Genomic DNA, 25,110 nt, shown 5'->3' with positions numbered 1-25,110 from the left:
AGCCAGCCTACCGTGGAGTTTTTTATGTCGGAATTGTTTGTTCAAGCAGCGCTGAATACGCTTGCTCAAGAGCGTTACCAAATGATTTATGGTGATGCACCGATGGAGCCCAAACTGGCACGGTTACTGGCGCTGAGTGATTTTGCCGAGCGTACGCTTGCACGATTTCCTGAGTGGGGAGCTTGGTTGCTCGATGATACGCAGATGCAAATGCGCGACTGTCCTGATGTGTTTGACTTTGCCGCGCCATTGGTTGAAGAAAAACAAGCTTGGCAGCAGCTGCGTCACTATCGCTTAAAGTATTGGCTTAAAGTGATGTGGCTGGATTTGGTTGCAGGCAATGAGATTGATGACAGCATCCGCTATGTTTCCCAGCTGTCCGATACTTTGATTTCAAATGCTTATCAATGGGCGTACTTAAGCGTAGAAGCGCAATCAGGCTCACCAAAAGATGAGGCTGGTAACTCGATACCCATGACGGTATTAGGCATGGGGAAGCTTGGCGGTAAGGAGTTGAATTTTTCCTCTGATATCGATTTGATCTTTGCCTATCCAAGAAGTGTCGACACATCCGGTGGCCGGCGTAGCATTGAGGCGCAAGTATTTTACACTCGAGTGGCACAAAAACTTATTTCAGCGCTTAATCAAGTTACCATTGATGGCCAAGTATTCAGAGTCGATATGCGTTTAAGACCATTTGGGGATAGTGGTCCTTTGGTAATGAGCTATGCCGCGATGGAAGATTATTATCAAGATCAAGGTCGAGAATGGGAGCGCTATGCGATGTTAAAGGCGCGACCAATTGGTGAACCGTCGCTGTATTGGCAAGAGTTTTACGACTTAATCCGGCCGTTCGTCTATCGCCGTTATATCGACTTTTCTGTGATAGATTCACTGCGAAAGATGAAAAACATGATTGCCCAAGAGGTGAGACGCAAAGGCTTAACGAATAACATAAAGCTGGGCGCTGGTGGCATTCGAGAAGTAGAGTTTATTGTGCAGGCTTTGCAACTGATACGCGGCGGTCGCGAAACGCCATTACAAACCCCTTCATTGTTACAGGCATTAGAAGAGCTTGAAACGCTTGAGATTGTCCCTATTGAGGTCAAAAACCGTCTGCATGAGAACTATTTAGTGTTGCGTAAAGTTGAGCAATATCTACAAGCATTTGACGACAAACAAACGCAAACTTTACCCGACAACAACTTAGACTGTCTGCGCCTGAGCCACTTATTGCAATGTAACGATTACGCTGAAGTCGAGCAAATGCTAAAGGTTGTGACGCAGCATATCCGGGCTGAGTTTAGTCAAGTCATTGGTCAACCGCCTGAAGAAGAGTTAGATGAAGACGATAGCGCAGTTTATGCGTGGCAAACGGGAGAAATTGCTCAGCTAGGCCAGTGCCTAGCTGCACCGTGTTTTGAGACTTGGCAAACTGACTTGGTGGAGTTTAAACAAGGACTAAGTAAAAAGCAGGCGGGCACGCGTGGTCGCGATATTCTTGATAAGTTAATGCCTGCTTTGCTGCGAGAGCTCAGTAAACAAAACATGGAGCCGGCACTTGCTCGCGTGCTCAGTGTGATCAATAAAGTAGCATCTCGCACTGCATATTTGGAGCTACTGTATGAAAATCACGGTGCATTGACTCAACTTATCAAGCTTTGTTGTCATAGCGCGTGGATTGCTGAGCATATTGCGAAATACCCGATCCTTCTTGATGAGCTTATCGACCCACAAACTCTCTATAAACCTTTGCCATTAACGGCCTATAAAAACGAGATCCAGCAAGCATTTTTACGTATAGATGAGCAAGATGTTGAGCTACAGATGGAAGCGCTGCGACAATTTAAACAAACGCATCAGCTAAAAGTCGCGGCTGCAGACGCCACTGGCGTGTTGGATATTATGAAGGTGAGCGATCATCTAACTGCGCTTGCTGAGGCGATTATCGCAAAAGCCGTCGATATTGCTTGGGGGCACATGGTCGCGCGTTTTGGCGCGCCTGAAGGTGCAACAATAAAAGAAAAAGGCTTTGCTGTAATAGCGTATGGCAAGGCGGGGGGATATGAGCTCGGTTACAACTCAGATCTAGACTTAGTGTTTGTGCATAATCGTGACGGCGAAAGCCAAACTCAAGGTGATAAACCTATCTCTTCAAGACAGTTTTATATGAAGCTGGCACAGCGTTTAATGCATTTGTTCAATACCAAAACGCTCTCTGGCATGCTTTACGAATTAGATACACGACTTCGCCCTGAAGGAAACTCGGGCTTACTCGCTATCAATCTAGAAAGTTTTTACCAATACCAGTTAGAGCAAGCTTGGACATGGGAGCATCAGGCGCTGGTCAGAGCTCGTATGGTGTTAGGTGAGCCGCAAATGGCCGCACGATTTGAGGAAATACGACATGCAATACTAATGCAGCAGCGAGACGTGCCTAAATTGGCGGAAGATGTTCGCAATATGCGTGAAAAAATGCGAACCCACCTTAACCGAGATAGCGATAGCCTTTTTGACTTAAAGCAGGGGGTGGGTGGGATGACTGATATTGAATTTATCAGTCAATTTATCGTTTTACGATATGGTAATCACTACCCAGAGCTTTGCATCTACCCAGATAATATTCGTATTTTAGAGGTTGCGAAGCAGGTCTCAGTCTTATCAGAGGGGGAGTGCAAAAGTTTAGTGGATGCTTATTGTTTTTATCGGGATACTTATCATTATCAATGCCTTAATTCGGGCGCTCGATGTATCAGTTTAACGGAATGCGAAAGCATGAGAAACGCTGTTAGTGATATTTGGCGCTCCACTTTGGGTATTTAGCCTGAACTTTGGGTAATTAATACCTTCTAGCATCCAGTTCTAGCGCTGAGAGTCCTAGGCAAGGTGGAAAGTCAGTATTTCAGTTTGCTTTTTATCTGAACTTAATGTTATTCCATTGGAGAAAACAAGCTACATAACGATGTTAGCGAGGTGAATAAGTAAAGCCAATACACGTGGGGTGATTGGCCTTACTTCAAATATTTGCTGTTAAGGGATCATGCCACAACGCCACACTCTCACTGTTTGAGTTTCCGTGCGGCAGTTGGTCTTAATTGTCTCGGTTGATGTTGTAGTTACTAGCTTGTTGTTAGTTAACCCTATATTACCGCTGTAAGTGTAATTGCTAATCCACCTTCTTCCTTCTGGATCTGTGTACCAATAAGTTCCAGTTCTTGAAGTGTAAACGCTAGAAGGGCAAGCATTAGACTGTTCAATGATCCTCAAGCCTGTTTCATAGCTTGTCATTGGTAGTGGAAAGTCTGGTTCATGCCATAAATGGCCTAACCAAGTGACACCCCCATAGCTACAATGTCTTTTTGTCGTTTCAACCGTTCTCGTTTCAGTGTCACAAACTTGAACTTGTCGTGTTTGATAATCCCAATAACCTTGCCCTCCTGGGCAGTCAATTCTGGCTTCAGAGACTGAGCTACATGCGAGTAGTGTAGTTCCTAATACGGATAGATAAAAGTTCTTCATTTTATTCCTTTATTATTAGTTATAGTTAAATGCAACTTTGATCAGTATGTAAACTGTAGGAGCTGCTGTTCATTGAAAAGTGACTTTATTTCAGCCAGCTTTTCAAAGTCGGTGGAAACTTGTTGCTTGGCATAAGGGCTGCCTGCGGTACCTAGCGTGATATCACTTGGCGTACTAAAAACAGATTGACTTAATCGAGATACCTCTTGTTTTTGATACTCTGATAATTCAATTTTATTTAATTCATTTTGTAACATGGCTAACTTTTGACTTGCTAACAGCTTTTGCTCTCTTAATTCAAAGGCTTGATATTGCTTAATTTGATCTGCGGTTAATAAGCTGCTTACGGTTGTTGCGAAAGACTTGGCATTATTTTGTAGTTTATATTCGAAATCAGCTCGAATTTGAGAAACATTCGTAGGATCTAATGATGCTGTCGCTTGATAATGCTCCCAGATCTCATAGTCTTGATTTGCCTTTGCCATTAAGGCTTCTTGTAATTCGACTTTTTCAGCATCATCAAGCTCCATCTCGGCAGACAAGTGACTGACCGTGGGCATAACATTGACAACCTTCAAGTTATCAAGTGAAACAGCGCGAGGCGCTGATAGTTCAGGTTTTGGCAGTTGAGAGAAGGTTGATTGAAGCTCGTCTGTGGTATCTAAGTTCGTAAAGTTTGAGTCTCTCTTTGTTTGGCTTTCAACTAATCTCTTTTGCAATTCACTATTTTTAGATTCGATCTGCGCTAACTCTGTTTGAAGTGTATTAATAGTTTGTAGATGAGTTTTATTAATTGACTCTGCAACCTGTGGCTGATTAGTGGAGAAGATAAAATAAGCAGAAGCCAAAGTAATGCCCGTAAAAAAGGAAATCAAGGTGTTAAACATGATGCTCATTGTTTTTTTATTTTTATTATTTGTTTCTATATTTGATCCTTTGTTATTTTTTGTAAAGTTTTATTTGTGTTTTTATTGAGCTAAACGATATAAATTAACTTTTAGAAGTATGGTTGAAATAGGGTATTTATATTAAGAGTAATTGTGCTGAATAAATTTAATTGTTTGATTTATATGGTTATTTTTTCTTTAAAGGGTAGGGCTTTGGTGTAATACCAATTCGTTTAATTAGTGAGCTATTTTGAGGCGAGAAAATTTTGTTGATAACACCGCTACTGCGTCCTGTTATCGCGAGATACCAACATCCATGTAGGCCAGGCGAGAGCTTTGCTATTTGGTTGTTCAAAATGAGAAAGCTTTAACACACTTAACATCCGGTTTGCTCCTTCAAATTGAGCAAGTATTAAGACTAATTGCTATGAATGCTTCCTTTAAGCATAAAGACCTAAAAGGAAGCTTGTATTTTGTTAGCCCGCTAGCTTACGACAGTTCTCACGTACATAGATTGGTGGGTTTTCGGTGATAACCGCAGCACGCTCTCGCGGACAGAAAAATGTATAGACTTGAAATTCAAAGTCGTCGTTTATCGCCGTTCCAACCTGATAGAGTGCAGAAACAAAGTCGGTATCAAGACGGAAGTTGTATTTCACCACATAATCACGCTCTAGATACCAGAACAGTTCCACACCTTCTTCTTTGGCTTGCTTAGTAAGCACATCTTTTAGGGTATCTCCAGTATCAAAGCGTCTTGGTTGTTTTTCACCGGTCCATTTAGGGTTAGATGGCTTAACAGCAAGCGCTCTTTGCGCTAGTGCGTCATCAAGAGGATAGGTGGGCTTGCCGAGCGTGATAACGTACTTTTCACGATCAGTATCACGATTGCTCATGCTATTTCTAAAGCTTTCGTAAAATTGCGACAGGCCTTGCGCTGCAACATTGGTGGTTTCCCTAAAGTTCATGTCTTTAGAGGCACCAAAAAGAAAATAGTAGGCAGCCCAAATGAGTAACACGCCTAGTGATAGGTGTTTAGTCCAAAACCAGATTGACGATAATTTATTTTTTTTCTTCTTAGCCATTTCAAACTACTCCAAGACTCTAGGCCCTAATAAAACGAAGGTGCCTTTTCATCAGGTCGCGTTTTAAAGCGACGATGCACCCACATATATTGATCCGGCGCACAATTGATTGCTTGCTCCATTCTCTCGTTGACACGAGTAACATCCGCAAGATCATTGCCACTTGGGAATGATTCTAAAATAGGTTGTATGTCTAAATGATACATCCCTTTTGCATCTCTCGTACAGTGTAAGCTTAAAGTCTCAGCCTTTTTGCTAGCAGAAAATAATAAAGTACCAGTTGTTGTTGCTGCATCAGGAACCGCAAAGAAAGGTGCGAACTCGCAGCGCTTGCGGCCATAATCTTGATCAGGCAGGTAATAACAAACGCGGTTGCTCGAGAGCGTTTTCAATAACCCTTTGACGTCTCGCTTGGTGACTAAATACTCATTTGAGCGCAGTCTCCCACGGGTCATAAAAAACTCCATAAGTGGATTATTGTGTGGGCGATAAAAGCCAACACCTTGCATTTTTGTGCCTAGCACTCGGCTTGCCATCTCAAGATGCAACATATGGGGGACCAGCATAAGTACCCCTTTTCCTTGTTTTTGCACGGCTTCAATATGCTCTAGCCCTTTAATCGAGCCCACCACCTGATTGATGCGCCATTTTGGCCACCACCACGCCATCCCCGTTTCAAGTGTTGCTATGCCGGTATTTTCCATATTTTTTAGGAGCATAGCTTTGTGTTCTGCTTCAGTTAGGTGTGGAAAGCAAAGTTTCAAATTGACATCAGCAATATGACGGCGACGTTTCATATATTTATGGACTAGACGTCCAAGGCCTCTACCCAGTGCAAATTGAACACTTTGCGGGAGCCATGAGATTAAATACAGGGCGAAAACACCAAGCCAAGTCAGCCAAAATTTAGGTGCTAAGAATGACCATTTGAAAGGTGAGTGAGTAACCAAAGTAATATACCTAAGACTTAATTGAAGCGGCTAGTTTATCTATATTGCTGTAAAAATACAAAAAGCCAGCATAGCTGGCCTTTTCAGAGATGATAATCGAAGTGCTTAGCCTTCAATTAAACCTTGGTTGATTGCTTCAAGATCGGTACGAGATAGTGTACCTGCTGCTTGTTTTAAGCGCAGCGACGAAAGTACATAGCGATAACGAATGTCAGCTAAGTTACGTTTCGCGTTATACAGGTTTTGCGTACTTACGAGTACGTCCACGATAGTACGAGTACCTACATCAAAACCCGCTTCAGTTGCTTGCAATGCACTTTCTGCTGAAACAACCGCTTGTTCTAGCGCACGGTAAGTTGCAACGTCTGAAACCACTTGATTATAAGACGTGATCACTGAACGTGTCATGTTACGCATTGCTGCTTCCATATCTTCGCTGCTAGCAACAAAGTTTGCACGAGCTTGATCGGTCGCCGCAACGGTTTGACCACCAGTGTAAATTGGTACGTCCAACGTTAAACCTACTGAAGTTCTGTCACTACGTGGTGCGTGTTGTCTACCTGCACTGTCAGCTAAAGAATCAGAATAAGTAGCGTTTAATTTTAGTGTAGGGTAGTGCCCCGCGTTTGCTAAATCTATTTGGTCTTTTGCGATGTCAACCGCGGATTTTGCAACTTGAAGGTCTAAGTTTTTCGCTTTTGCAATCTCGATAAAATCGTTCGTATTTTGCGTGGGCTTAACTGTTGAGAAGGTTTCAGTATTCAACTTATCTAACTTAGCGTGATACTTACCCGTAATTGTACGTAATGTTTCACGTGCTGTTTCAACAGCATTACCAGCTATGATTTCGTCTGCAACTGCACGGTCAAATTGCGCTCTTGCTTCATGCACATCCGTGATCGCGGTTAATCCGACTTCATAGCGCTGCTTCGTTTGTTCAAGCTGACGTTCGATAGCGCGCTTCTCTGCTTGTACGAACTCTAGACTATCTAATGCGCTTAGCACATTAAAGTAACCTTCAGCGATACGGACGATTAGAGTTTGCTTTTGTTGTTCATACTGTGTTGCCGCTTGCATAGCACGCTTTTCGGCAATCGATAGTCCTTGCCAAGATGCCATATTAAAGATGGTTTGGTTCAAAGAGATTGAACGCTGAAAAGTGTCAGTGTCAGACTCATGTAAAGTGTAACCAGTACCATCATGCTGATCGTTCAGGGCGCCTTCTGATGTGACATCGGTATAACTCATTTGAAAGCCAAGCTGAGGTAGCAATACGCCTAACGCTTGGTCTTGTGCATATTTTTGCGCATCAGCCTGCGCTTTAGCCTTTAATACGGTAGGATCGTTAGCCGTTGCAATGTCGTATACTTGCAGTAGGTCTTCCGCGTGGGACAGGCTGCTTGAAAGTGCGCACGACAACCCAACAACTAATGATAGTAGAGTTTTTTTCATTTTTCGCTCAGTCCTTAGACAATTTTTATACTGTCAGCATGTTACCCTGTTTTTGCGGCCCAATTAAAGACCAAATGCGTAAAACATCGCCAACAAGTGTAACAGAATATATTAATACCACTTGGGTATTGTAAAGTGGAAAAAGTTAAAGGTAAACGACTTCGTTTACTTATTCAGGTATGACCCTACTATAAGGGCGATTGGTTAGCTTTTAAACCGTTGCTATTAAAAAATACAGGATTATTTTATGAAACCTTTGAGTCAATTCAACAAAGTCGACGTCAATGTTTCTTCAATAGAAACAATCTTCAATGGTTTTTTCACCATTCACAAGTACCAATTTACTCACGCCTTATTTAATGGTGGGGTATCAGAGCCGATAACTCGCGAGATATTAGAGCGTGGTCATGCGGTTGCAATATTGCCGTATGATCCTATTACAGACAGCGTGTTGCTTATTGAGCAAATTCGCATAGGGGCGTTGGCTTCAAAAAATTCCCCTTGGCTTTTGGAGTGCATTGCAGGAATGGCAGAAGGGAGCGAAGATTACGAGTTTGTTGCAAGAAAAGAAGCTAAAGAAGAAGCTGGACTTGAGCTGGATAAGCTTATTTATATGCGCTCTTATTTATCAAGCCCAGGTGGTACAACAGAACGACTATATCTGTATTTAGCGTTTGCTGATTTATCTGAAGCGGGTGGGGTTTATGGATTGGCTGCAGAAGGTGAAGATATCAAAGTGCATGTAATGCCACTTGATGAAGCCCTTGCACGCCTTGATAATGAGGAAATCGATAACGCTGCCACTGTTATTAGTCTACAATGGTTGGCATTAAATAAAGCGCGGATATAGAAGCAGTTTAGGAGTCGTATTTTTGTCACAAGTGCTGAGCTCAAAGCAGTATATTCAATCTCTGCCCCGTTACATCACGCTGTGCGAACGTAATTATTTACGGGCGCTAAAATTGCTACCTGAAGAAGTGGTCGGTGAGAGTCGAGTGATTGACTTAGCCTCTGCGCGATACAGTTTGAGCGTAGCTGGAGTCAGTAAATACACAACGGACATTCACATCGAGCAGATGGCGACAGTAAGCGCCCATCTACCACACTTCTCTTTGTCTGTGCGCCTCTACCATGATGCTAAAGTGGCTGAAGTAATTCACCGTGATTATCATCGTCGAATAAAGCCATCCTATGGCTACCCAAATCCTGATATGCACCAAAAAGATGAAAAGTATCAAATAAATGCGTTTTTAGCTGATTGGCTTATGGTGTGTTTAGAAAAAGGCCGCGTGCATTTAAACTGGGATGTAAACAATGGCTTGGTTTGATCTTGAGCTGCAATTCGATAAAGCGCAAATTCGTATTGGCCATTTTACGGATTGTCATTTGTTTGCCATGCCCTCTGGGGAATATTTTGCGGTAAATACCGCCGCTAACCTTGAACGCACTCTCGCCGCGATGGCAAAAGAGCATTTTGATTGTGTGGTGTTTGGCGGTGATTTAACACAAGATCACAGTGCGGCTTCTTATCAAGAGTTTGCCCGTTTAGTGAGAGAGAGTGAGTTGCAATGTCCGGTGCTTTGGGTGCCGGGTAACCACGACGAGCTAGCTTTACTTGAAGAAATAAGTGCTGGGCAAATCGTTCGTCATAAGCGCATCTCAGGTCCATTTGGTCAGGTGCTACTGTTAAACTCAAAAGGTGAAACACCCGCCGGATGGTGCGCTAAATCACACTTAGTGGCGCTCAAAGACAAGCTTCATAATAATATCAACAACAATACGATTGTTTTTGCTCACCACCATCCCAGGCCGATTGATGGCTATTTAGATAAACATATGCTCGAAAATGGTCCTGCACTGTTAAACCTGTTGGTGGATTCAGAGCAAGTCTTAGGGCTATTTCATGGTCATGTGCATAATGAATATCAACAACAATTTCGCACTTTACCTATCTACGCTACGCCTGCAACATCAATCCAATTTGATAAGCACACAAAGGACTGGTATCAGTCTGATTTGGGTCCCGCTTATCGTGTCATCGTATTTAGTAAAAGCGCTATAACAACAGAGGTAAAATGGCTCGGAAAGTAGTTTATATTCACGGCTTTAATAGCTCTGAGCTATCCTATAAAGCGACGGCGTTTGGTGAATATATGATGGATAAACAAACGCCATACCTTGTCCCAAGACTACATTATGACCCGAGAGTCGCATTGGCACAGTTGGATAGCGTCATTGATTCTGATACTGTGTTGTTAGGTAGCTCGTTAGGCGGCTATTACGCCACCTATTTTTCGCAACATCTTGGCTGTAAAGCGGTGGTGATAAACCCTGCAGTTAGGCCTTTTTCATTATTAAATGACTACCTTGGACCACAATACAATCCTTATCAGGACTGTCATTATGAGCTGCATTATGAACATATTGATGCGTTAAAATCCATGTATGTCGAGCAGCTTAGTAATCCAGAAAACTTGCTATTATTGCAACAAACGGGCGACGAGGTGCTGCCTTTTGCAGAGGCGGTGCGTTATTATAGTCATTGTCGTCAAATTATTGAGTTTGGTGGGGATCATAGCTTTGTTGAATTTCCACGCTATTTTGACACCATCACCAAATTTTTAACTATCAAAAATTAGAATTTATGCACAAAGCTCTGCTCAAAACTGTACGTTGTGCATATACTAGCGGATAAAAAGATAACTAGAACTAGCCTATGAGTCAGCAAAACTATAATGCCGAAGCTATTGAGGTACTCAATGGCTTAGAGCCAGTTAAGCGCCGTCCTGGCATGTATACCGATACCACCAGACCTAATCATTTAGGCCAAGAGGTTATCGATAACAGTGTCGATGAAGCCTTAGCTGGACATGCCACCAAGATTGACGTGATCTTGCATGAAGACAACTCCTTTGAAGTCATCGATGACGGTCGAGGTATGCCCGTGGACATTCACCCAGATGAGGGCGTGCCTGGGGTTGAATTGATCCTGACCAAGCTTCATGCTGGGGGCAAGTTTTCCAATAAAAACTACCAGTTCTCTGGTGGTCTTCATGGGGTGGGTATATCGGTTGTTAATGCGTTGTCGACTCGAGTCGAAATTACCGTTAAACGCGATGCGCAAATCTATGAAATGGCATTTGAAAACGGCGATAAAGTTGAAGACTTAAGAGTGACCGGCAGCGTTGGTAAGCGTAATACCGGCACTTCAGTACACTTTTGGCCCGACGCGAGTTATTTTGACTCAGCTAACTTCTCAATTACTAAGTTAAACCACTTGCTCAAAGCCAAGGCTGTATTGTGTCCTGGGCTTAGAATTCGCTTTGTAAATAAACAGACGAAAGAAACGCAAGAATGGCACTACGAGGCAGGTCTTGAGGATTACCTAAAAGACAGCGCTGAAGGCTATGAAGTGCTGCCGAAATCCCCATTTACAGGCAGTTTCAGTGGCTCAACCGAAGGGGTTGATTGGGCGCTTCATTGGTTGCCAGAGGGCAGCGAATCCATCGCTGAAAGCTACGTAAACCTTATTCCAACGGCACAAGGCGGAACTCATGTAAATGGGTTACGCCAAGGCTTACTTGAAGCGATGCGTGAGTTTTGTGAATTCAGAAACCTGATCCCGCGTGGCGTGAAACTGACGCCTGATGATGTTTGGGACCGCTGTAGTTATGTCTTGTCGGTTAAAATGCAAGACCCACAATTTGCCGGTCAAACCAAAGAAAAGCTATCATCACGTTCGTGCGCTACCTTTGTATCAGGCATTGTCAAAGACGCCTTTAGTTTATGGTTAAATGAACACACTGAAACGGCAGAGTTACTTGCTGAGCTGTGTATCAGCAATGCGCAAAAACGTTTGCGTGCTGCGAAAAAAGTGGTTCGTAAAAAAGTTACTTCGGGTCCTGCTTTACCGGGTAAATTAACCGATTGTTCTGGAAGTGAAACCGAACGCTCAGAAATCTTTTTGGTGGAAGGGGACTCAGCAGGTGGCTCGGCAAAACAAGCACGAGACCGTGAGTTTCAAGCAATCATGCCGCTGCGCGGTAAAATCCTAAATACTTGGGAAGTGGAATCTGGACAGATCTTAGCCTCACAAGAAGTACATGATATTTCAGTTGCCTTAGGTATTGATCCAGACTCGGAAGACTTATCAGGTTTGCGCTATGGCAAAGTGTGTATCCTCGCGGATGCGGATTCTGACGGACTTCACATTGCAACTTTATTATGCGCACTCTTTGTGAAGCACTTCCCAGAGCTTGTTCGTAAGGGCCATGTTTTTGTTGCCATGCCGCCGCTATTTCGGATTGATGTTGGTAAAGAAGTTTACTACGCCCTTGATGAAGATGAGAAAAAGGGCATATTAGATCGTATTGAGGCCGAAAAGAAACGCGGTAAAGTCAACGTACAGCGCTTTAAAGGGTTGGGTGAAATGAACCCGTTGCAATTGCGTGAAACCACCATGGATCCAAATACTAGACGTTTAGTTCAGCTGACATTAGATGAGCCTGAACAAACCCTCGAAATGATGGATATGCTGTTAGCTAAAAAGCGCTCTGGCGACCGTAAAGTTTGGCTTGAGCAGCACGGAGATAAGGCAGAGGTTTAACATGAAAATACATAGCAAATTGACCACGGTAGCGACGACACTGGCAGTTGCGTTATTAAGCTCACCAGCGCTGGCAAACGATATACTTTCGCGCCTTTCAGTACCTAAAGGGTATGAGCTGAGCTATTTTGCGAAAGATGTTGAAAATGCAAGACAAATGGCGGTGGGCAAAGATGGCACTGTGTATGTTGGCTCTCGCAAAGCGGGTAAAGTTCACGCACTCATTGACAATAACCGTGATGGCGTAGCCGACAAGAAAATTTTGGTTGCAGAAGGGCTGAATATGCCCTCCGGTATTGCCCTAAAAGATGGTGACTTATACGTTGCTGAAGTAGAGCGTATTGTGCGTTTTAAGCAAATTGCAAAAAACCTTAAGGCACCGGTAAAAGAAGTGGTGTTCGATGATTTGCCTGACAAACGTCACCACGGCTGGAAGTACCTAACAGTATCGCCTGAAGGCGAACTGATCATTCCGGTTGGCGTGCCTTGTAATATTTGTGCCGAAGACCCTAAGTTTGGCCGTATATTTTCACTAAATCTTGAGACAAAAAAGCTTTCGACGATTGCCAAAGGCGTGCGTAACTCAGTGGGTTTTGATTATCACCCAGTAACCGGAAAGTTATGGTTTAGCGATAACGGTCGCGACATGATGGGAGATGACATTCCACCATGTGAAATCAACCGTGTTGACGAAATAGGTCAGCATTTTGGCTTCCCGTATGTTCATGGCGGCAGCGTGCTAGACCCTGAGTTTGGCGAGGGTAAATCGGTGACTGATTACGCTATGCCAGCCCTTGCACTACAAGCGCACGTTGCACCGCTGGGCATTCACTTTTACCGTGGCGAGCAATTTCCAAAGGCAATGAAGCATCAGCTTTTTGTTGCTGAACATGGTTCTTGGAACCGCAGCAAAAAAGTGGGCTATCGAGTAATGCGAGCAAACGTGCAAGATGGCCAAATTAGGGGCTATGAGCCTTTCCTTACCGGCTTTATGGAAAACGAAACAACCTATGGTCGACCAGCCGCAATTGCAGAGCTCGATGACGGTAGCCTGCTCGTTTCCGATGATTACGCCAATGCGATATATCGCATCAGCTACAACAACAAGTAAGGTGTAACATGACAGATCCTCAAGCCTTGTCCTTGCAAGGCATTGAACAACTTCCGATGGGGCGTTTTACTGAAGACGCCTACCTGAACTATTCCATGTATGTGATCATGGATAGGGCGTTGCCACATATTGGTGACGGCCTGAAGCCTGTACAACGTCGTATTGTATATGCGATGAGTGAGCTGGGCTTGTCTGCTCAAGCAAAATACAAAAAATCTGCCCGTACCGTCGGTGACGTATTGGGTAAATATCACCCTCATGGCGACAGTGCTTGTTATGAGGCTATGGTACTCATGGCGCAGCCGTTTTCTTATCGCTATCCGCTGGTGGATGGCCAAGGTAACTGGGGTGCTGCGGATGATCCTAAATCATTTGCTGCGATGCGTTATACCGAGGCGCGTTTATCTAAGTTCTCAGAAATACTGCTGAAAGAGCTTGGTCAAGGTACGGTTGATTGGACCGCTAACTTTGATGGCACCTTAGATGAGCCACAAGTGTTACCCGCGCGTTTACCACATATCTTGCTGAATGGGGTGACAGGTATTGCAGTGGGGATGGCAACCGATATTCCGCCGCATAACGTACGCGAAGTTGCTGAAGCTTGTTGTTTGTTATTGGATAAGCCTAAAACCGAACTAGAAGAAATTCTAGAATTGGTCAAAGCGCCAGACTATCCAACCGATGCGGAAATCATTACGCCGCAAGAAGAGATCAAAAAGCTTTACACCACAGGTCGTGGCTCAATCAAGATGCGTGCTGTGTACACCGAAGAGCAAGGTGAAGTGGTGATCACCGCGTTGCCGCACCAATGTTCGGGTGCCAAGGTGCTAGAGCAGATAGCAGCGCAAATGACAGCGAAGAAACTCCCTATGGTAGCGGATTTACGTGACGAATCGGACCATGAAAATCCGACGCGTATCGTCATCGTACCGCGCTCAAATCGAGTTAAGGTCGAGCCATTAATGGCGCACCTATTTGCCACGACGGATCTTGAAAAGAACTACCGTGTTAACATCAATATGATTGGTTTAGACGGCCGTCCACAAGTTAAAGACTTGCGTCAGATTTTATCTGAGTGGTTGGTATTCCGTCGTGAAACGGTACGTAGACGTTTGCAGTATCGTTTAGACAAAGTGCTTGCCCGTTTGCATATTCTTGAAGGTTTGATGATTGCATTTTTGAATATCGATGAAGTCATCGAAATCATTCGCAACGAAGACAAACCAAAAGAAGAGTTAATAGCGCGTTTTGGTCTTTCAGATAAGCAGGCAGAAGCAATTCTAGACCTGAAATTACGCCACCTTGCAAAGCTTGAAGAAATGAAGATCCGTGGTGAGCAGGATGAGCTTGAAAAAGAGCGTGATGGATTGGAAAAAACCTTAGGCTCTGAGCGTCGTATGTCGACGTTGATGAAAAAAGAAATCCAAGAAGCTGCTGAATTGTATGGAGATGATAGACGCTCACCAGTAGTTGAGCGTGGCGAAGCCAAAGCGCTTAGCGAAAAAGATTTGATCCCATCAGAGTCTGTAACTGTTGTGCTATCTGAAAAAGGCTGGGCGCGTTTTGCGAAGGGTCATGATATCGATGCAGAAGGGCTAAGCTACCGCTCAGGAGACAGTTATAAAGCCTCAGCTAAAGGTAAGAGTAATCAGCCTGCGGTGTTCTTAGATACCTCAGGGCGAGCCTTTGCAACCGATGCACATAGCTTACCTTCAGCTCGGAGTCAGGGTGAACCGATGACGGGGCGTTTTAACTTGGCGTCAGGATGTAACTTTGAACATGTGGTTATGGGCGAAGAGAAGTCGACTTACCTGATGGCGACCGATGGCGGTTACGGTTTTATCAGTGACTTTGCGGATATGGTGAGCAAAAACAAAAATGGTAAAGCGTTCGTCAGCGTGCCAAAAGGTGCCCATTTGATGGCACCAATTCAGGTATTCGATGTTGCCACCGATATGTGTATGGCGATTTCGAGCGAAGGCAGAATGCTGCTATTCCCATTGCGTGATTTACCTAAGCTTGGTAAAGGTAAGGGGAATAAGATTATCTCTATTCCTAGCGCGAAAGTGCAAAGCCGCGAAGAGTTTGTCAAAGTGTTAGCGGTAGTACCTGAAGGCGTTTCTGTTACCTTACATGCAGGTAAGCGCAAGCTAACCTTAAAGCCGAGTGATCTAGAACACTATTATGGTGAGCGAGGTCGCAGAGGTAATAAGTTACCGCGCGGATTACAGCGTGTAGATAGCTATGATCTAGAGCACAATGGTGTCGAGACACCAGAAGACAATGACGCTAGCGTAGATACCGAAGAATAACCGATACAGGCCGCCCACCGCGGCCTTATTTTTATCTCTTGCAAACCATCGCGAGGTAAACTCGCTGCCACCAAATTAATCACTCAGTGTAGGTGTCTGTTCACCCATTGAACTTTGCGTAGGAACCGGTTTATCCGGCGATCTTTTAGCAGCTTAGAATATCGAGTCCCAAATCAAAAAATGAAAATAAAAAGACACTATTATTGCAGCATTTTATTGCGCTTTACGTTAAAATATTCGGTTATACCAATCACACAAGTGCCTATGGCTTGCAAACAATTGTAATTGGTATCAATTGGCAGCACTTGCTGCTTGTCACCATCACACGGGCTTCCTAACGGGGTATTTATGTCAGATAAGTGCTATATCACAGCGCAACAATTGCTAGAAGATTCATTTCGCTTAGCCGCTAAAGTTTATGAAGACGGGTTTAGACCTGACTTTATTATCGGTATTTGGCGTGGTGGTGCGCCTATTGGTATTGCAGTTCAAGAGTACTACGATTACAAAGGTATAGAGACTGATCATATCGCAGTACGTACTTCTTCTTACTATGGCATTGGTAAGCAATCTAAAGAAATCAAAGTTCACGGTCTGCATTACATCGTTGAAAATGCAAACGCTGACGATTCATTGCTAATCGTTGATGACGTGTTTGATTCTGGCCGCAGTATTTTTGCGTTGAAAGAAAAGCTTGCAGAGCTAATGCGCTTGAACCTGCCTCGCGATATTCGTGTTGCTTGCCCATACTACAAGCCAGCAAACAAAAAAGTACCAATGACACCAGATTACTTTATTCATGAGTCTGATGAGTGGTTGGTATTCCCTCACGAGCTGTCAGGTTTAACACCGGAAGAATTAGTGGAAGGAAAGTCTGACTTAGCAAATATTAAACACTTATTTGCAAAATAAGCTGATCAATACTCAAGGGCGAGCAAGTACTCGCCCTAGTTACTCTAAAACGCGAAAAATTAAGCTTGCGCGAAGCTATCAACAAAATCCTCAAGCGCGTCAACATCGACTGGCTTTAAGCCTTCACTACTGCGTACTATCAAGCCCTTTTCTACCAATTCACTGACCACCCGACGATATGCACGCTCAGTGGTCGCAAATCTTTCGGCTTCAGCACTTACCGTTGAGTAGGCACGAAGTAATGTTGGGTTCGAATTCTCGGCACGCAATAAGCAATCTTTAGCGATGTTGTAGCTAAGCGGCAACAGCAACTTGTCTAAGTTTATCTTTTGGTTTTCTGTAAACTTAGCAGCGATGGTTTGCGCGGTATATAGGCTCAGCTCAGGTTGCTCTAGCAGTAATTTTCGCCAATATTTTAGCTCAATGAGGTGATAGGTTACATCGCTCAAGCAAGTCACGGTATAAATACAAGGCTGATGATTCAGCGCTTCGATTTCGCCAATTAGCGTGTTGCTACAGTCCAGTTGTCCGAGTAATAAGCGACGACCGTTACCGACATCATAACTAAAAGACACAGTACCACTGGTCACCAATATGAGTTTACTCAATGGTTCATCTTGGTGGATCAAGACTTCTTTTTTGCTGTGCTGAAAACTATTACCAGCAAATGCGAGTAACTGTTCGACCAAATTGGTTGAAAAATGATATTGAAACATCTAGATGGCTCTTCGGACATATGTCCTATTTATTAAACTATAATGACGTTAGCATGAATTTTTCAGTTTTACGCTAACTCACACCGTTTAAGTAGTATCGGTTTTATCTCAGCGCTGTGGCGAAGAATTTAATAAACGATATTACCATTAAACCCCCACTTCCCGTGTTAGAGCTAATTTATTGGTGCTAATTTCTAGGGGCTTGTGGGTTAGCCTTTTTATTCTGCTCGATACGTAAATTCGAGCATAAACTATATGCTAACGCAACTTAGGGGAGAGGACAAATGAGTTGGGAATATTTAGGCTATTTAGCCTCTGCTTTTTTGGTCGTTTCTTTGATGATGAGCGATGTTGCTAAGTTGCGTTGGTTCAATTTAATGGGTTGTATTTGTTTTACTGCCTATGGCGCACTTATCCAAGCTTGGCCGGTGGCATTAACTAATGGTCTACTGGCACTAGTTAACACCTACCATTTGGTTAAATTACAAAAAGATCAACGCTGATATTTAAGTTCACCTGCAATCCACGTCTGCTCGACTTTAATATCATCAATTTTATCTTCGCTTACGGTAAAGTAATCTTGGTCGATTAAGATAAAATCGGCCCACTTTCCTTGTTCTAAACTTCCCAGTTTATATTCTTGAAATGCAGCATAAGCAGCATCAATAGTAAATGCTTGGAGTGCTTGTTCTCTGGTTAGCTTTTCTGTTGGGCGCCAGCCATCTTTGGGTAAATCTTGATGGTCTTGTCTGGTGATAGCGGCATGTAGACCATGGAAAGGGTTTGCAAGCTCCACTGGAAAGTCAGAACCCGCCGCGACTCTACTTCCTTGCTTTAAGAATGTTTGCCATGCGTAAGCGCCACTAAGCTGTTTGTCGTCTAGGCGCTTTTCGGCCATATGCATATCGGATGTGGCATGAACAGGCTGCATTGATGGAATAATATCTAACGTCTTAAAGCGGGGGATATCATCCGGATGGACAATTTGTGCGTGCTCAATGCGATTTCTGAGCAGTCTTCCACCTGCTTTTTTAAAAACGTGTTGATATGAGTCTAGCACGATGCGATTCGCTCTATCGCCAATGGCGTGCGTGTGCGCACTGTAGCCGCTGCGTATGGCTTGGGTGATTAATGCTTCAAGCGTCGCTTGGTTTTCGAGCATTAACCCTTTGTGACCTTTGCGGTCATGATAGTCGCGAATAAGTGCCGCACCTCGACTGCCAAGTGCGCCATCAGCATAGATTTTTACACTACGAATAGAGAGTTGATCTCGTGTATCTTTGATTACTCCCACGTCTAACATCTCTGCGAGTTTGGGGGAGCTTGCACTTAACATAGCGTAGACGCGTAGCGGCATCGTGTGTTCCTGGGCGCGTGCTTGGTAAACCTGCCATGTGGTGTAGTCAATCCCGGCATCATGGGCTGAGGTAATGCCTAAACTCAGCAAGTGTTCTCCGGCTTTATTCAGCGCCTTGTTTACCTGTGCATTTGACTGAGCTGGGACATGAGTGCGAATAAGGTCTTCTGCCTTGTCGATAAAAATCCCGCTCGGCATGCCGCTATTCAATGTAATGATTTCACCGCCTTCAGGTGTCTTTGTTGATTTCGAAATGTTGGCAAGCGCCATCGCTTTTGAGTTTACCCAAATAGCGTGACCATCTACTCGAGTGAGCATGACAGGCTTATCTTTTATGTATTTGTCGAGATCAGCTGCGGTTGGGAATTGTCCGCCGGACCATAAGGTTTGATCCCAGCCTCGACCTATTATCCATTCACCTTCATGGGCTTTGGCGTAGTGGCTAAGCCGTTTTCCTACTTCTGCAATGGTTTTGCTACCGCGCACGTCGAGTGTGAGTAAATTATTGCCAAGGCCAATGATGTGACCGTGTGCATCAATTAAACCGGGCAATAGGGTTTTTCCCTCACCATCAAACTTGGTTGCACTCGGGTATTGAGTACTGAGATCCTTTGCACTTGTTTTTACGACTTTACCGTCTCTAATGACCAAAGAAGAAAAGCGCTCAATTTGCTGTGATTTAGTGGGCGTATAGCCATTTACATTGTGAATTAAGGTTACTTGAGCTGTTGATGACAGGCTAAAGCTAGCCAAAAGCGCGAGGAATGTTTTTTTCATTATATTGTCCTTCACTGAGAGTATTTATTCAGAATAATCATCTAACTCAATAAAGCCAAGTCTTTGCGTTGAGAGTATACTTGGGTTTTAAAGGAGTGGAGTGTCAAAGTGAAGTTGTTTGTTGTATACCTAGGCGGCCGTATTCAAGGTTGCCATATTGAAATGCATGATGTGCGCTTTGTCGCGGCAAATACAATTGAAGAAGCTTATCCCAAATTAAAGCAGCAATGGGTTGGTGATAAAAACTCGGTGCATATGGATAGCTACACAATCATTGAACATGCCGATGGCTATGCCATTGAACTTACCGAAGAGCGTGTTGAGCAAGCTGAGCATTTGTATTTTGTGAACTTGGGAGGATATAAGCCAGATAGTTTAGCTGAGGCGCATGACTTTGGGCTGTTCGTTGCAACGAATGCGGATGAAGCAAAAGAGAAGGCAAAAGCGTTTTTGCTTAACGGTTTTAGCCATATTCATAAAGACGATTTACATGATGTAGATGACTGTTTTGCCATCGATTTATTTGATCAAAACTTAAATATCAAGCTCACCCACAGTGGCCAATCAACACCGCTTACCCCTTTGTGGTTTGGTTATCATCCTCTATAACCAATGTGAGGGATACTTTAGCCCTCACCCTCATTGTTTTCATCGTTATCTGCTTTTATGGCTATTTTGATAGCGACAATCACGACGGCAAACATTAAAAACGGCAGTGCAGCTAGAGAGTATTCGACAATGTGGCTGTCTTTGTAGCTAGGTTGCAAAATAAAATGGCCACCCACACACATTAAGATCACTACAAACAGCAAAGGTAGCATCATAATCTCTTTGTTCTTTTTGTGTTTTTTCATTCTGAACTCAGCTAATTATTCTTTCATTGAATGGTAAATACTCTCTCACACGCGGTGCAAAAAAGCCTTGATCGAAATCAGTGCGGCGGATTATACCAATTCACTCTGAGTTAGAAATAAAATTCATGAGTTTATACCAATTGTATTGATTAAATGAGCTATTTGAAGCGGAGAAATAGCTTTAGTAGCTAGGCAAAAATTTTTCTATTTAGTTGTTCTAAATGAGAAATTTTTAACGACGCTAATATGGTATTTCACCCTTCAAATTGGTTGGAGAGTTAATGCAATTGGTATTATTACTTGGGAGGGGGGAAGGTCCGTGGTATAACGAAAACCTGTCGCTGGAAAATCAAGCAATAAATTATGACCAAAAACAATAAACAAACCATTGTTATCAAGCTCGGCACAAGTGTCTTAACTGCAGGCAGCCAGACCTTAAACAAGCCCAGACTTGTTGAGCTGGTAAGGCAGTGTGTAACGTTGCGTCAAGCTGGTCATCAGGTCATTGTTGTATCTAGCGGTGCTGTTGCTGCTGGGCGTGGTGTATTGCAGCAACAAATTGGTCATTCACTCGCTGAAAAACAGATGCTGGCTGCGATTGGACAAGGTCAATTAATCCATTTATGGCAGTCATTGTTTAGTATTTACGACGTTAATGTGGCACAAATGCTACTGACACGGGCCGATCTTGAGCACCGCGAACGTTATCTAACGGCACGGGACATGCTCACTAAGCTCTTAGAGCATCATGTCGTACCTATCATCAACGAAAACGATGCGGTGGCAACGTCTGAAATCAAAGTTGGCGATAACGATAACCTCTCTGCTTACGTCGCAATTTTAGCAAATGCTGATAAATTGGTATTACTCACCGATCAGCATGGTCTTTTTACCGCAGATCCCAGAGCCAATCCAGATGCGCAGTTGATAGAGCAAGTAACACATATAAACGACGAACTTAGAGCACTAGCTGGTGGCAGTGGCACACAACTTGGCACGGGTGGTATGGCGACTAAGTTGCAAGCCGCCGACATCGCACAACGAGCAGGCGTTGATGTCGTGATTGCAAAAGGCAGTGAATACGACATTTTACCGCAAGTACTTACGCAAACCGCACCAAGCACGACGTTTTTGAAGTTTGACGCTCCGGTTGGAGGGCGCAAGCGCTGGTTGCTGTCTGGCCCTAAATCAACCGGTAAAATAATTTGTGATAGTGGCGCAATCAATGCGGTATGTAATCAAGGAGCAAGTTTACTAGCAAAAGGTATCGTGTCGATTGAAGGGCAATTTAAACGTGGTGAGCTGGTTCAAGTGTTTTGCCAACAAGGCACGCTACAAGCACAAGGTTTAACTAGCTTAAGTAATCAAGAACTTGGTTTGGTAATTGGCCGTCATAGTAGTGAATTTGCGCAATGCCTTGGCTTTGAAAGTGCAGAGGAGATCATCCATCGCGATAATTTGGTGCTCTTAAATCAACATAGCCAACAAGAAGTATTAAATTAGCCTATAAATTACTGTAAATTCAGAGAGCTGTTCTACACTTATCAAGAGTCAATTTTATTGAGAGGCCTTGAATGTCGATTAGCTATTCACCCTGTGGTCACGAACTTACTTTAGAGCTCTTGGCGCAAAAGAGTGAACTGGTGCTAATGCAGGCCCTTGAGCGGGTTATCTCTGATGTTTGTGGGGAAAGCTATGCATTTTATTTCAGTAAAAGCTTATCGGAAAAAGAAGTCCCAAAGTCTATATTTGTGAGCCATCGCGACTTTTGTGTTGTGGTAGGACCGGTAGATGCCGTGGTAGATAAATTACAGCAGCGTCAAGATGACAAACACCTCATTCAATACCACGGCGATAGTGTTATCCCGTTTTATCACCAAGCTCAGCTAGTTGGTTTTTTATATATAGAAGGCCAAGTAAATCTCACCACTGCGACTTTAATGAAGCACTTACTCACTGTTTTTGCGCATCAAATGGCAACATTGCACTTTGCTCGTATCGATCCGCTTTCCGAGCTACTCAATCGCCAAACGTTTGATGAAAAAGTCATGGAAATAACCAATGGGGACGGGTTTACGGTATGTCGTGATGACAGTGAAGATCGCAAGTGGTATTTAGCGATGGTAGATATCGATCACTTTAAACAGGTAAATGACAATTTTGGCCATGTGATTGGCGATGAAGTGATCCTGTTGGTGGCACAAAAGATCAAAGCTAACTTTAGAGCAGAAGACTATGTGTTTCGCTACGGCGGTGAAGAGTTTGCAGTGCTATTTCAAAGTCACAATGACGATTCTGCTGTAGTGGCACTTGAGCGCTTGAGAAATGCAATTGCCTCTAGCCGATTTCCGCAAGTAGAGCATGTTTCTGTCAGTCTAGGTTTTAGCGAAGTGGTCGATACACTACAAGTTTCTGAGCAAGTTCATAAAGCTGACCTCGCGCTTTATCACTCAAAAGAAAATGGCAGAAACCAAGTCACAAACTACCTCGCTTTAGGGTTAGCTGAATCACAATACGCATGTGCAGAAATAGAGTTGTTTTAAGCTCCGCTTATATATAGCGCTTAAAGATTATGCTAAACTCCCCAACCTATTTTTTAGCGAATTTAGCAAAAGGTTTGGGAAACGTTATGCAATTTGTAAGATGGTTTTTAGGACGTCTGATTTTACTTTTTGATTTTATTTTTACCCCACGCAGTAAAAAACGTGCCGCAGAACAACAGCAAAAGCTAGATGCTATGACGGCAAACTTAAAGTTATACCAATTTAAGGCATGTCCATTTTGCGTTAAAGTGCGCCGCGCTGCCAAGCGTGAAGGGCTAAAGCTTGAAACCCGTGATGCCAAAAATGATGAGCAATATCGCCAAGAGCTGCTAGAGCAGGGCGGTAAAGTGAAGGTGCCATGCTTGCGAATCGAAGAGCAAGGCGAAGTTACTTGGTTATACGAATCCAATGACATTGTTGCTTATCTAGAAAAGCTGGAAAAAGCAGCTTAATTCACGCGCCTTACTATGCGCTAATCAGGCGCTATGCTAGCATAGCGCCATTAATCGACTAATCCATTTTTAAGAGAATTTTGATGACTATCCGTACTCGTGTCGCACCCTCTCCAACCGGTGATCCGCATTTAGGAACGGCTTATATTGCCTTATTCAATTATTGCTTTGCCAAGCAGCAAGGCGGTGAGTTTGTATTACGAATTGAAGATACCGATCAGGTACGTAGTACTGTTGAATCTGAGCAAGCTATCATGGACAGCCTACGTTGGTTAGGGCTTGACTGGGATCATGGTCCGGATGTGGGTGGCGAGTTTGGTCCATATCGTCAATCAGAGCGTTCTGACTTATACAAAAAGTTTGCACAGCAGCTTGTAGATGATGGTAAAGCGTTTTACTGCTTTGCGACGGCTGAAGAGCTAGACCAAATGCGTGAAGAGCAGATGGCAGAAGGCTTACGCCCTAAATACGATGGCCGTGGCTTACGTTTATCTGAAGAACAAGTAAAGGCAAACCTTGAAGCTGGCAAGCCTTACGTAATTCGCATGAAAATCCCAGAAGAAGGCACGTTTAAGTTTAACGATTACCTACGCGGTGAAATTGAGATCCCATGGGAAAACGTAGACATGCAAGTGTTGTTGAAAGCCGACGGCTTCCCAACTTACTTCCTTGCAAACGTAGTAGATGACCATCACATGGAGATTAGTCATATCTTCCGTGGTGAAGAGTGGATCAACTCTGCGCCTAAACTACTAAAACTGTACGAAGACTTCGGCTGGGAAGCACCTGTACTTGGTCACTTACCGCTACTTCGTAACCCTGATAAGTCTAAGCTGTCAAAGCGTAAAAACCCAACTTCAATTAACTACTACAAAGAAATGGGTTTCTTACCAGAAGCACTACTTAACTATTTAGGCCGTATGGGTTGGTCAATGCCGGATGAGCGTGAAAAGTTCACTTTGGCTGAGATGATTGAACACTTTGATATGAAGCGCGTATCACTTGGTGGACCTATCTTTGATATTGACAAGCTTAACTGGTTAAACGGTCTGTGGATCCGCGAAAACCTAACCGATGCAGAACTTATCCAGCGCTTTGTCGACTGGAAGTTTAACGGTGATATGTTGGCTCGCGTACTTCCTGAAGCCAAGGCACGTATTAACACACTATCTGATTTGGTGGGGCTAGCCGGTCACTTTGTGGCGGGCTTACCTGAATACGATCCAGCGTTATTAACGGCTGGTAAAACGGACGAAGAAGTGGTTCGTCAGGCACTGCAATTCTTTATTTGGGAATTAGAAAAGCTGCGTACGTGGAACAAATCTGAGATCTTCTCTATTGCAAAGGCTGTGGCGACACACCATGAGTTAAAGATCAAAGAGTTCTTAGAGCCTATCTTCGTTGCTATTACAGGCAAAACCTCATCGACTTCAGTAGTAGATGCGATGGAAGTGTTAGGGTCTGACCTTTCTCGTGCGCGTTTAAGAGTGGCACTAGAGCATATTGGTGTATCTAAAAAGCAAGCTAAAAAGCTTGAAAAAGCATACCGTGAGTACCCGTCTATTGCATAATTGCGA

At 43.7% G+C, this 25,110-nt stretch carries 23 protein-coding genes; 15 read left to right on the top strand and 8 right to left on the bottom strand.

Annotation, left to right across the window (positions count from 1 at the left end):
- Nucleotides 1-24 precede the first annotated feature (24 nt).
- Nucleotides 25-2,823 (top strand): bifunctional [glutamate--ammonia ligase]-adenylyl-L-tyrosine phosphorylase/[glutamate--ammonia-ligase] adenylyltransferase, encoded by a 2,799-nt coding sequence (gene glnE, locus EXT48_RS13510; protein ID WP_130164761.1) that lies wholly within the window; start codon nt 25-27, stop codon nt 2,821-2,823.
- Nucleotides 2,824-3,030: 207 nt separating this feature from the next.
- Here the strand turns inward: glnE and EXT48_RS13505 are convergent, their stop codons facing one another.
- The 5 genes from EXT48_RS13505 to tolC all read right to left on the bottom strand — a co-directional run bounded on the left by EXT48_RS13505 (nt 3,031) and on the right by tolC (nt 7,893).
- Nucleotides 3,031-3,519: a hypothetical protein gene (locus EXT48_RS13505; RefSeq protein WP_130164760.1), complete on the bottom strand. Its 489-nt coding sequence runs from the start codon at nt 3,517-3,519 to the stop codon at nt 3,031-3,033.
- Between the two features lie 41 nt (nt 3,520-3,560).
- Entirely contained in the window at nt 3,561-4,406 is an 846-nt protein-coding gene (locus tag EXT48_RS13500) for an SsrA-binding protein (RefSeq protein WP_239358616.1), read from the bottom strand.
- Between the two features lie 476 nt (nt 4,407-4,882).
- The gene (locus tag EXT48_RS13495) at nt 4,883-5,491 is read right to left on the bottom strand and encodes a TcpQ domain-containing protein (protein ID WP_017217000.1); all 609 of its coding nucleotides are present in this window, start codon (nt 5,489-5,491) and stop codon (nt 4,883-4,885) included.
- A gap of 26 nt (nt 5,492-5,517) precedes the next feature.
- The gene (gene lpxL, locus EXT48_RS13490; RefSeq protein ID WP_045989154.1) at nt 5,518-6,441 is read right to left on the bottom strand and encodes an LpxL/LpxP family Kdo(2)-lipid IV(A) lauroyl/palmitoleoyl acyltransferase; all 924 of its coding nucleotides are present in this window, start codon (nt 6,439-6,441) and stop codon (nt 5,518-5,520) included.
- Nucleotides 6,442-6,546: 105 nt separating this feature from the next.
- Nucleotides 6,547-7,893, bottom strand: coding sequence for an outer membrane channel protein TolC (gene tolC, locus EXT48_RS13485; RefSeq protein ID WP_045989153.1), 1,347 nt, complete (start codon nt 7,891-7,893; stop codon nt 6,547-6,549).
- A 247-nt stretch (nt 7,894-8,140) separates the two neighbouring features.
- Between tolC and EXT48_RS13480 the strand changes: the two genes are divergently transcribed.
- The 8 genes from EXT48_RS13480 to EXT48_RS13445 all read left to right on the top strand — a co-directional run bounded on the left by EXT48_RS13480 (nt 8,141) and on the right by EXT48_RS13445 (nt 16,834).
- Nucleotides 8,141-8,743: an NUDIX domain-containing protein gene (locus tag EXT48_RS13480; RefSeq protein ID WP_130164758.1), complete on the top strand. Its 603-nt coding sequence runs from the start codon at nt 8,141-8,143 to the stop codon at nt 8,741-8,743.
- Nucleotides 8,744-8,765: 22 nt separating this feature from the next.
- A complete protein-coding gene (locus EXT48_RS13475; protein WP_010379051.1) occupies nt 8,766-9,221 on the top strand; it encodes a DUF1249 domain-containing protein in 456 nt (151 codons plus the stop codon).
- Entirely contained in the window at nt 9,208-9,984 is a 777-nt protein-coding gene (locus EXT48_RS13470; protein ID WP_130164757.1) for a metallophosphoesterase, read from the top strand. Before EXT48_RS13475 ends, EXT48_RS13470 begins: the two co-directional genes overlap by 14 nt.
- Nucleotides 9,969-10,532 (top strand): YqiA/YcfP family alpha/beta fold hydrolase, encoded by a 564-nt coding sequence (locus EXT48_RS13465; protein WP_130164756.1) that lies wholly within the window; start codon nt 9,969-9,971, stop codon nt 10,530-10,532. The genes EXT48_RS13470 and EXT48_RS13465 overlap by 16 nt, the downstream gene beginning before the upstream one ends.
- Nucleotides 10,533-10,609: 77 nt before the next feature.
- Complete coding sequence (gene parE, locus EXT48_RS13460; protein ID WP_130164755.1) at nt 10,610-12,499, top strand: DNA topoisomerase IV subunit B; 1,890 nt, start codon at nt 10,610-10,612, stop codon at nt 12,497-12,499.
- A gap of 1 nt (nt 12,500) precedes the next feature.
- Nucleotides 12,501-13,610, top strand: coding sequence for a sorbosone dehydrogenase family protein (locus EXT48_RS13455; protein ID WP_130164754.1), 1,110 nt, complete (start codon nt 12,501-12,503; stop codon nt 13,608-13,610).
- An 8-nt stretch (nt 13,611-13,618) separates the two neighbouring features.
- On the top strand, nt 13,619-15,922 hold the full coding sequence (gene parC, locus EXT48_RS13450; protein ID WP_045989146.1) for a DNA topoisomerase IV subunit A: 2,304 nt from the start codon (nt 13,619-13,621) through the stop codon (nt 15,920-15,922).
- 348 nt (nt 15,923-16,270) lie between these two features.
- Nucleotides 16,271-16,834 carry a phosphoribosyltransferase gene (locus EXT48_RS13445; RefSeq protein ID WP_010607696.1) on the top strand — a complete coding sequence of 188 codons (564 nt, stop codon included), beginning with the start codon at nt 16,271-16,273 and terminating at the stop codon, nt 16,832-16,834.
- Between the two features lie 59 nt (nt 16,835-16,893).
- On the opposite strand, the gene EXT48_RS13440 is transcribed toward EXT48_RS13445, so the two are convergent.
- A complete protein-coding gene (locus tag EXT48_RS13440) occupies nt 16,894-17,550 on the bottom strand; it encodes a Crp/Fnr family transcriptional regulator (RefSeq protein WP_130164753.1) in 657 nt (218 codons plus the stop codon).
- Between the two features lie 284 nt (nt 17,551-17,834).
- Between EXT48_RS13440 and EXT48_RS13435 the strand changes: the two genes are divergently transcribed.
- The gene (locus EXT48_RS13435) at nt 17,835-18,053 is read left to right on the top strand and encodes a YgjV family protein (protein WP_010379202.1); all 219 of its coding nucleotides are present in this window, start codon (nt 17,835-17,837) and stop codon (nt 18,051-18,053) included.
- Here EXT48_RS13435 and EXT48_RS13430 read toward each other — a convergent pair.
- Entirely contained in the window at nt 18,044-19,684 is a 1,641-nt protein-coding gene (locus EXT48_RS13430) for an amidohydrolase (protein ID WP_130164752.1), read from the bottom strand. The genes EXT48_RS13435 and EXT48_RS13430 overlap by 10 nt on opposite strands.
- A gap of 108 nt (nt 19,685-19,792) precedes the next feature.
- On the opposite strand from EXT48_RS13430, the gene EXT48_RS13425 reads away from it, so the two are divergent.
- Nucleotides 19,793-20,293: a DUF1543 domain-containing protein gene (locus EXT48_RS13425; protein WP_010607693.1), complete on the top strand. Its 501-nt coding sequence runs from the start codon at nt 19,793-19,795 to the stop codon at nt 20,291-20,293.
- A 17-nt stretch (nt 20,294-20,310) separates the two neighbouring features.
- Here EXT48_RS13425 and EXT48_RS13420 read toward each other — a convergent pair whose 3' ends face one another.
- Nucleotides 20,311-20,538 (bottom strand): hypothetical protein, encoded by a 228-nt coding sequence (locus EXT48_RS13420; protein WP_010379194.1) that lies wholly within the window; start codon nt 20,536-20,538, stop codon nt 20,311-20,313.
- Nucleotides 20,539-20,901: 363 nt separating this feature from the next.
- Between EXT48_RS13420 and proB the strand changes: the two genes are divergently transcribed.
- From proB to gltX, 4 genes are all read left to right on the top strand, one after another.
- The gene (proB, locus tag EXT48_RS13415; protein ID WP_102056186.1) at nt 20,902-22,041 is read left to right on the top strand and encodes a glutamate 5-kinase; all 1,140 of its coding nucleotides are present in this window, start codon (nt 20,902-20,904) and stop codon (nt 22,039-22,041) included.
- 71 nt (nt 22,042-22,112) lie between these two features.
- The gene (locus EXT48_RS13410) at nt 22,113-23,081 is read left to right on the top strand and encodes a GGDEF domain-containing protein (protein WP_130164751.1); all 969 of its coding nucleotides are present in this window, start codon (nt 22,113-22,115) and stop codon (nt 23,079-23,081) included.
- A gap of 86 nt (nt 23,082-23,167) precedes the next feature.
- On the top strand, nt 23,168-23,533 hold the full coding sequence (locus EXT48_RS13405) for a glutaredoxin (protein ID WP_026000901.1): 366 nt from the start codon (nt 23,168-23,170) through the stop codon (nt 23,531-23,533).
- An 83-nt stretch (nt 23,534-23,616) separates the two neighbouring features.
- The gene (gene gltX / locus EXT48_RS13400; protein WP_130164750.1) at nt 23,617-25,104 is read left to right on the top strand and encodes a glutamate--tRNA ligase; all 1,488 of its coding nucleotides are present in this window, start codon (nt 23,617-23,619) and stop codon (nt 25,102-25,104) included.
- Nucleotides 25,105-25,110 lie beyond the last annotated feature (6 nt).

The sequence above is a fragment of the Pseudoalteromonas sp. CO348 genome (genome assembly GCF_004208845.1).
Classification (GTDB): domain Bacteria; phylum Pseudomonadota; class Gammaproteobacteria; order Enterobacterales; family Alteromonadaceae; genus Pseudoalteromonas; species Pseudoalteromonas maricaloris.
This window is presented reverse-complemented; position numbering and strand designations above follow the sequence as displayed.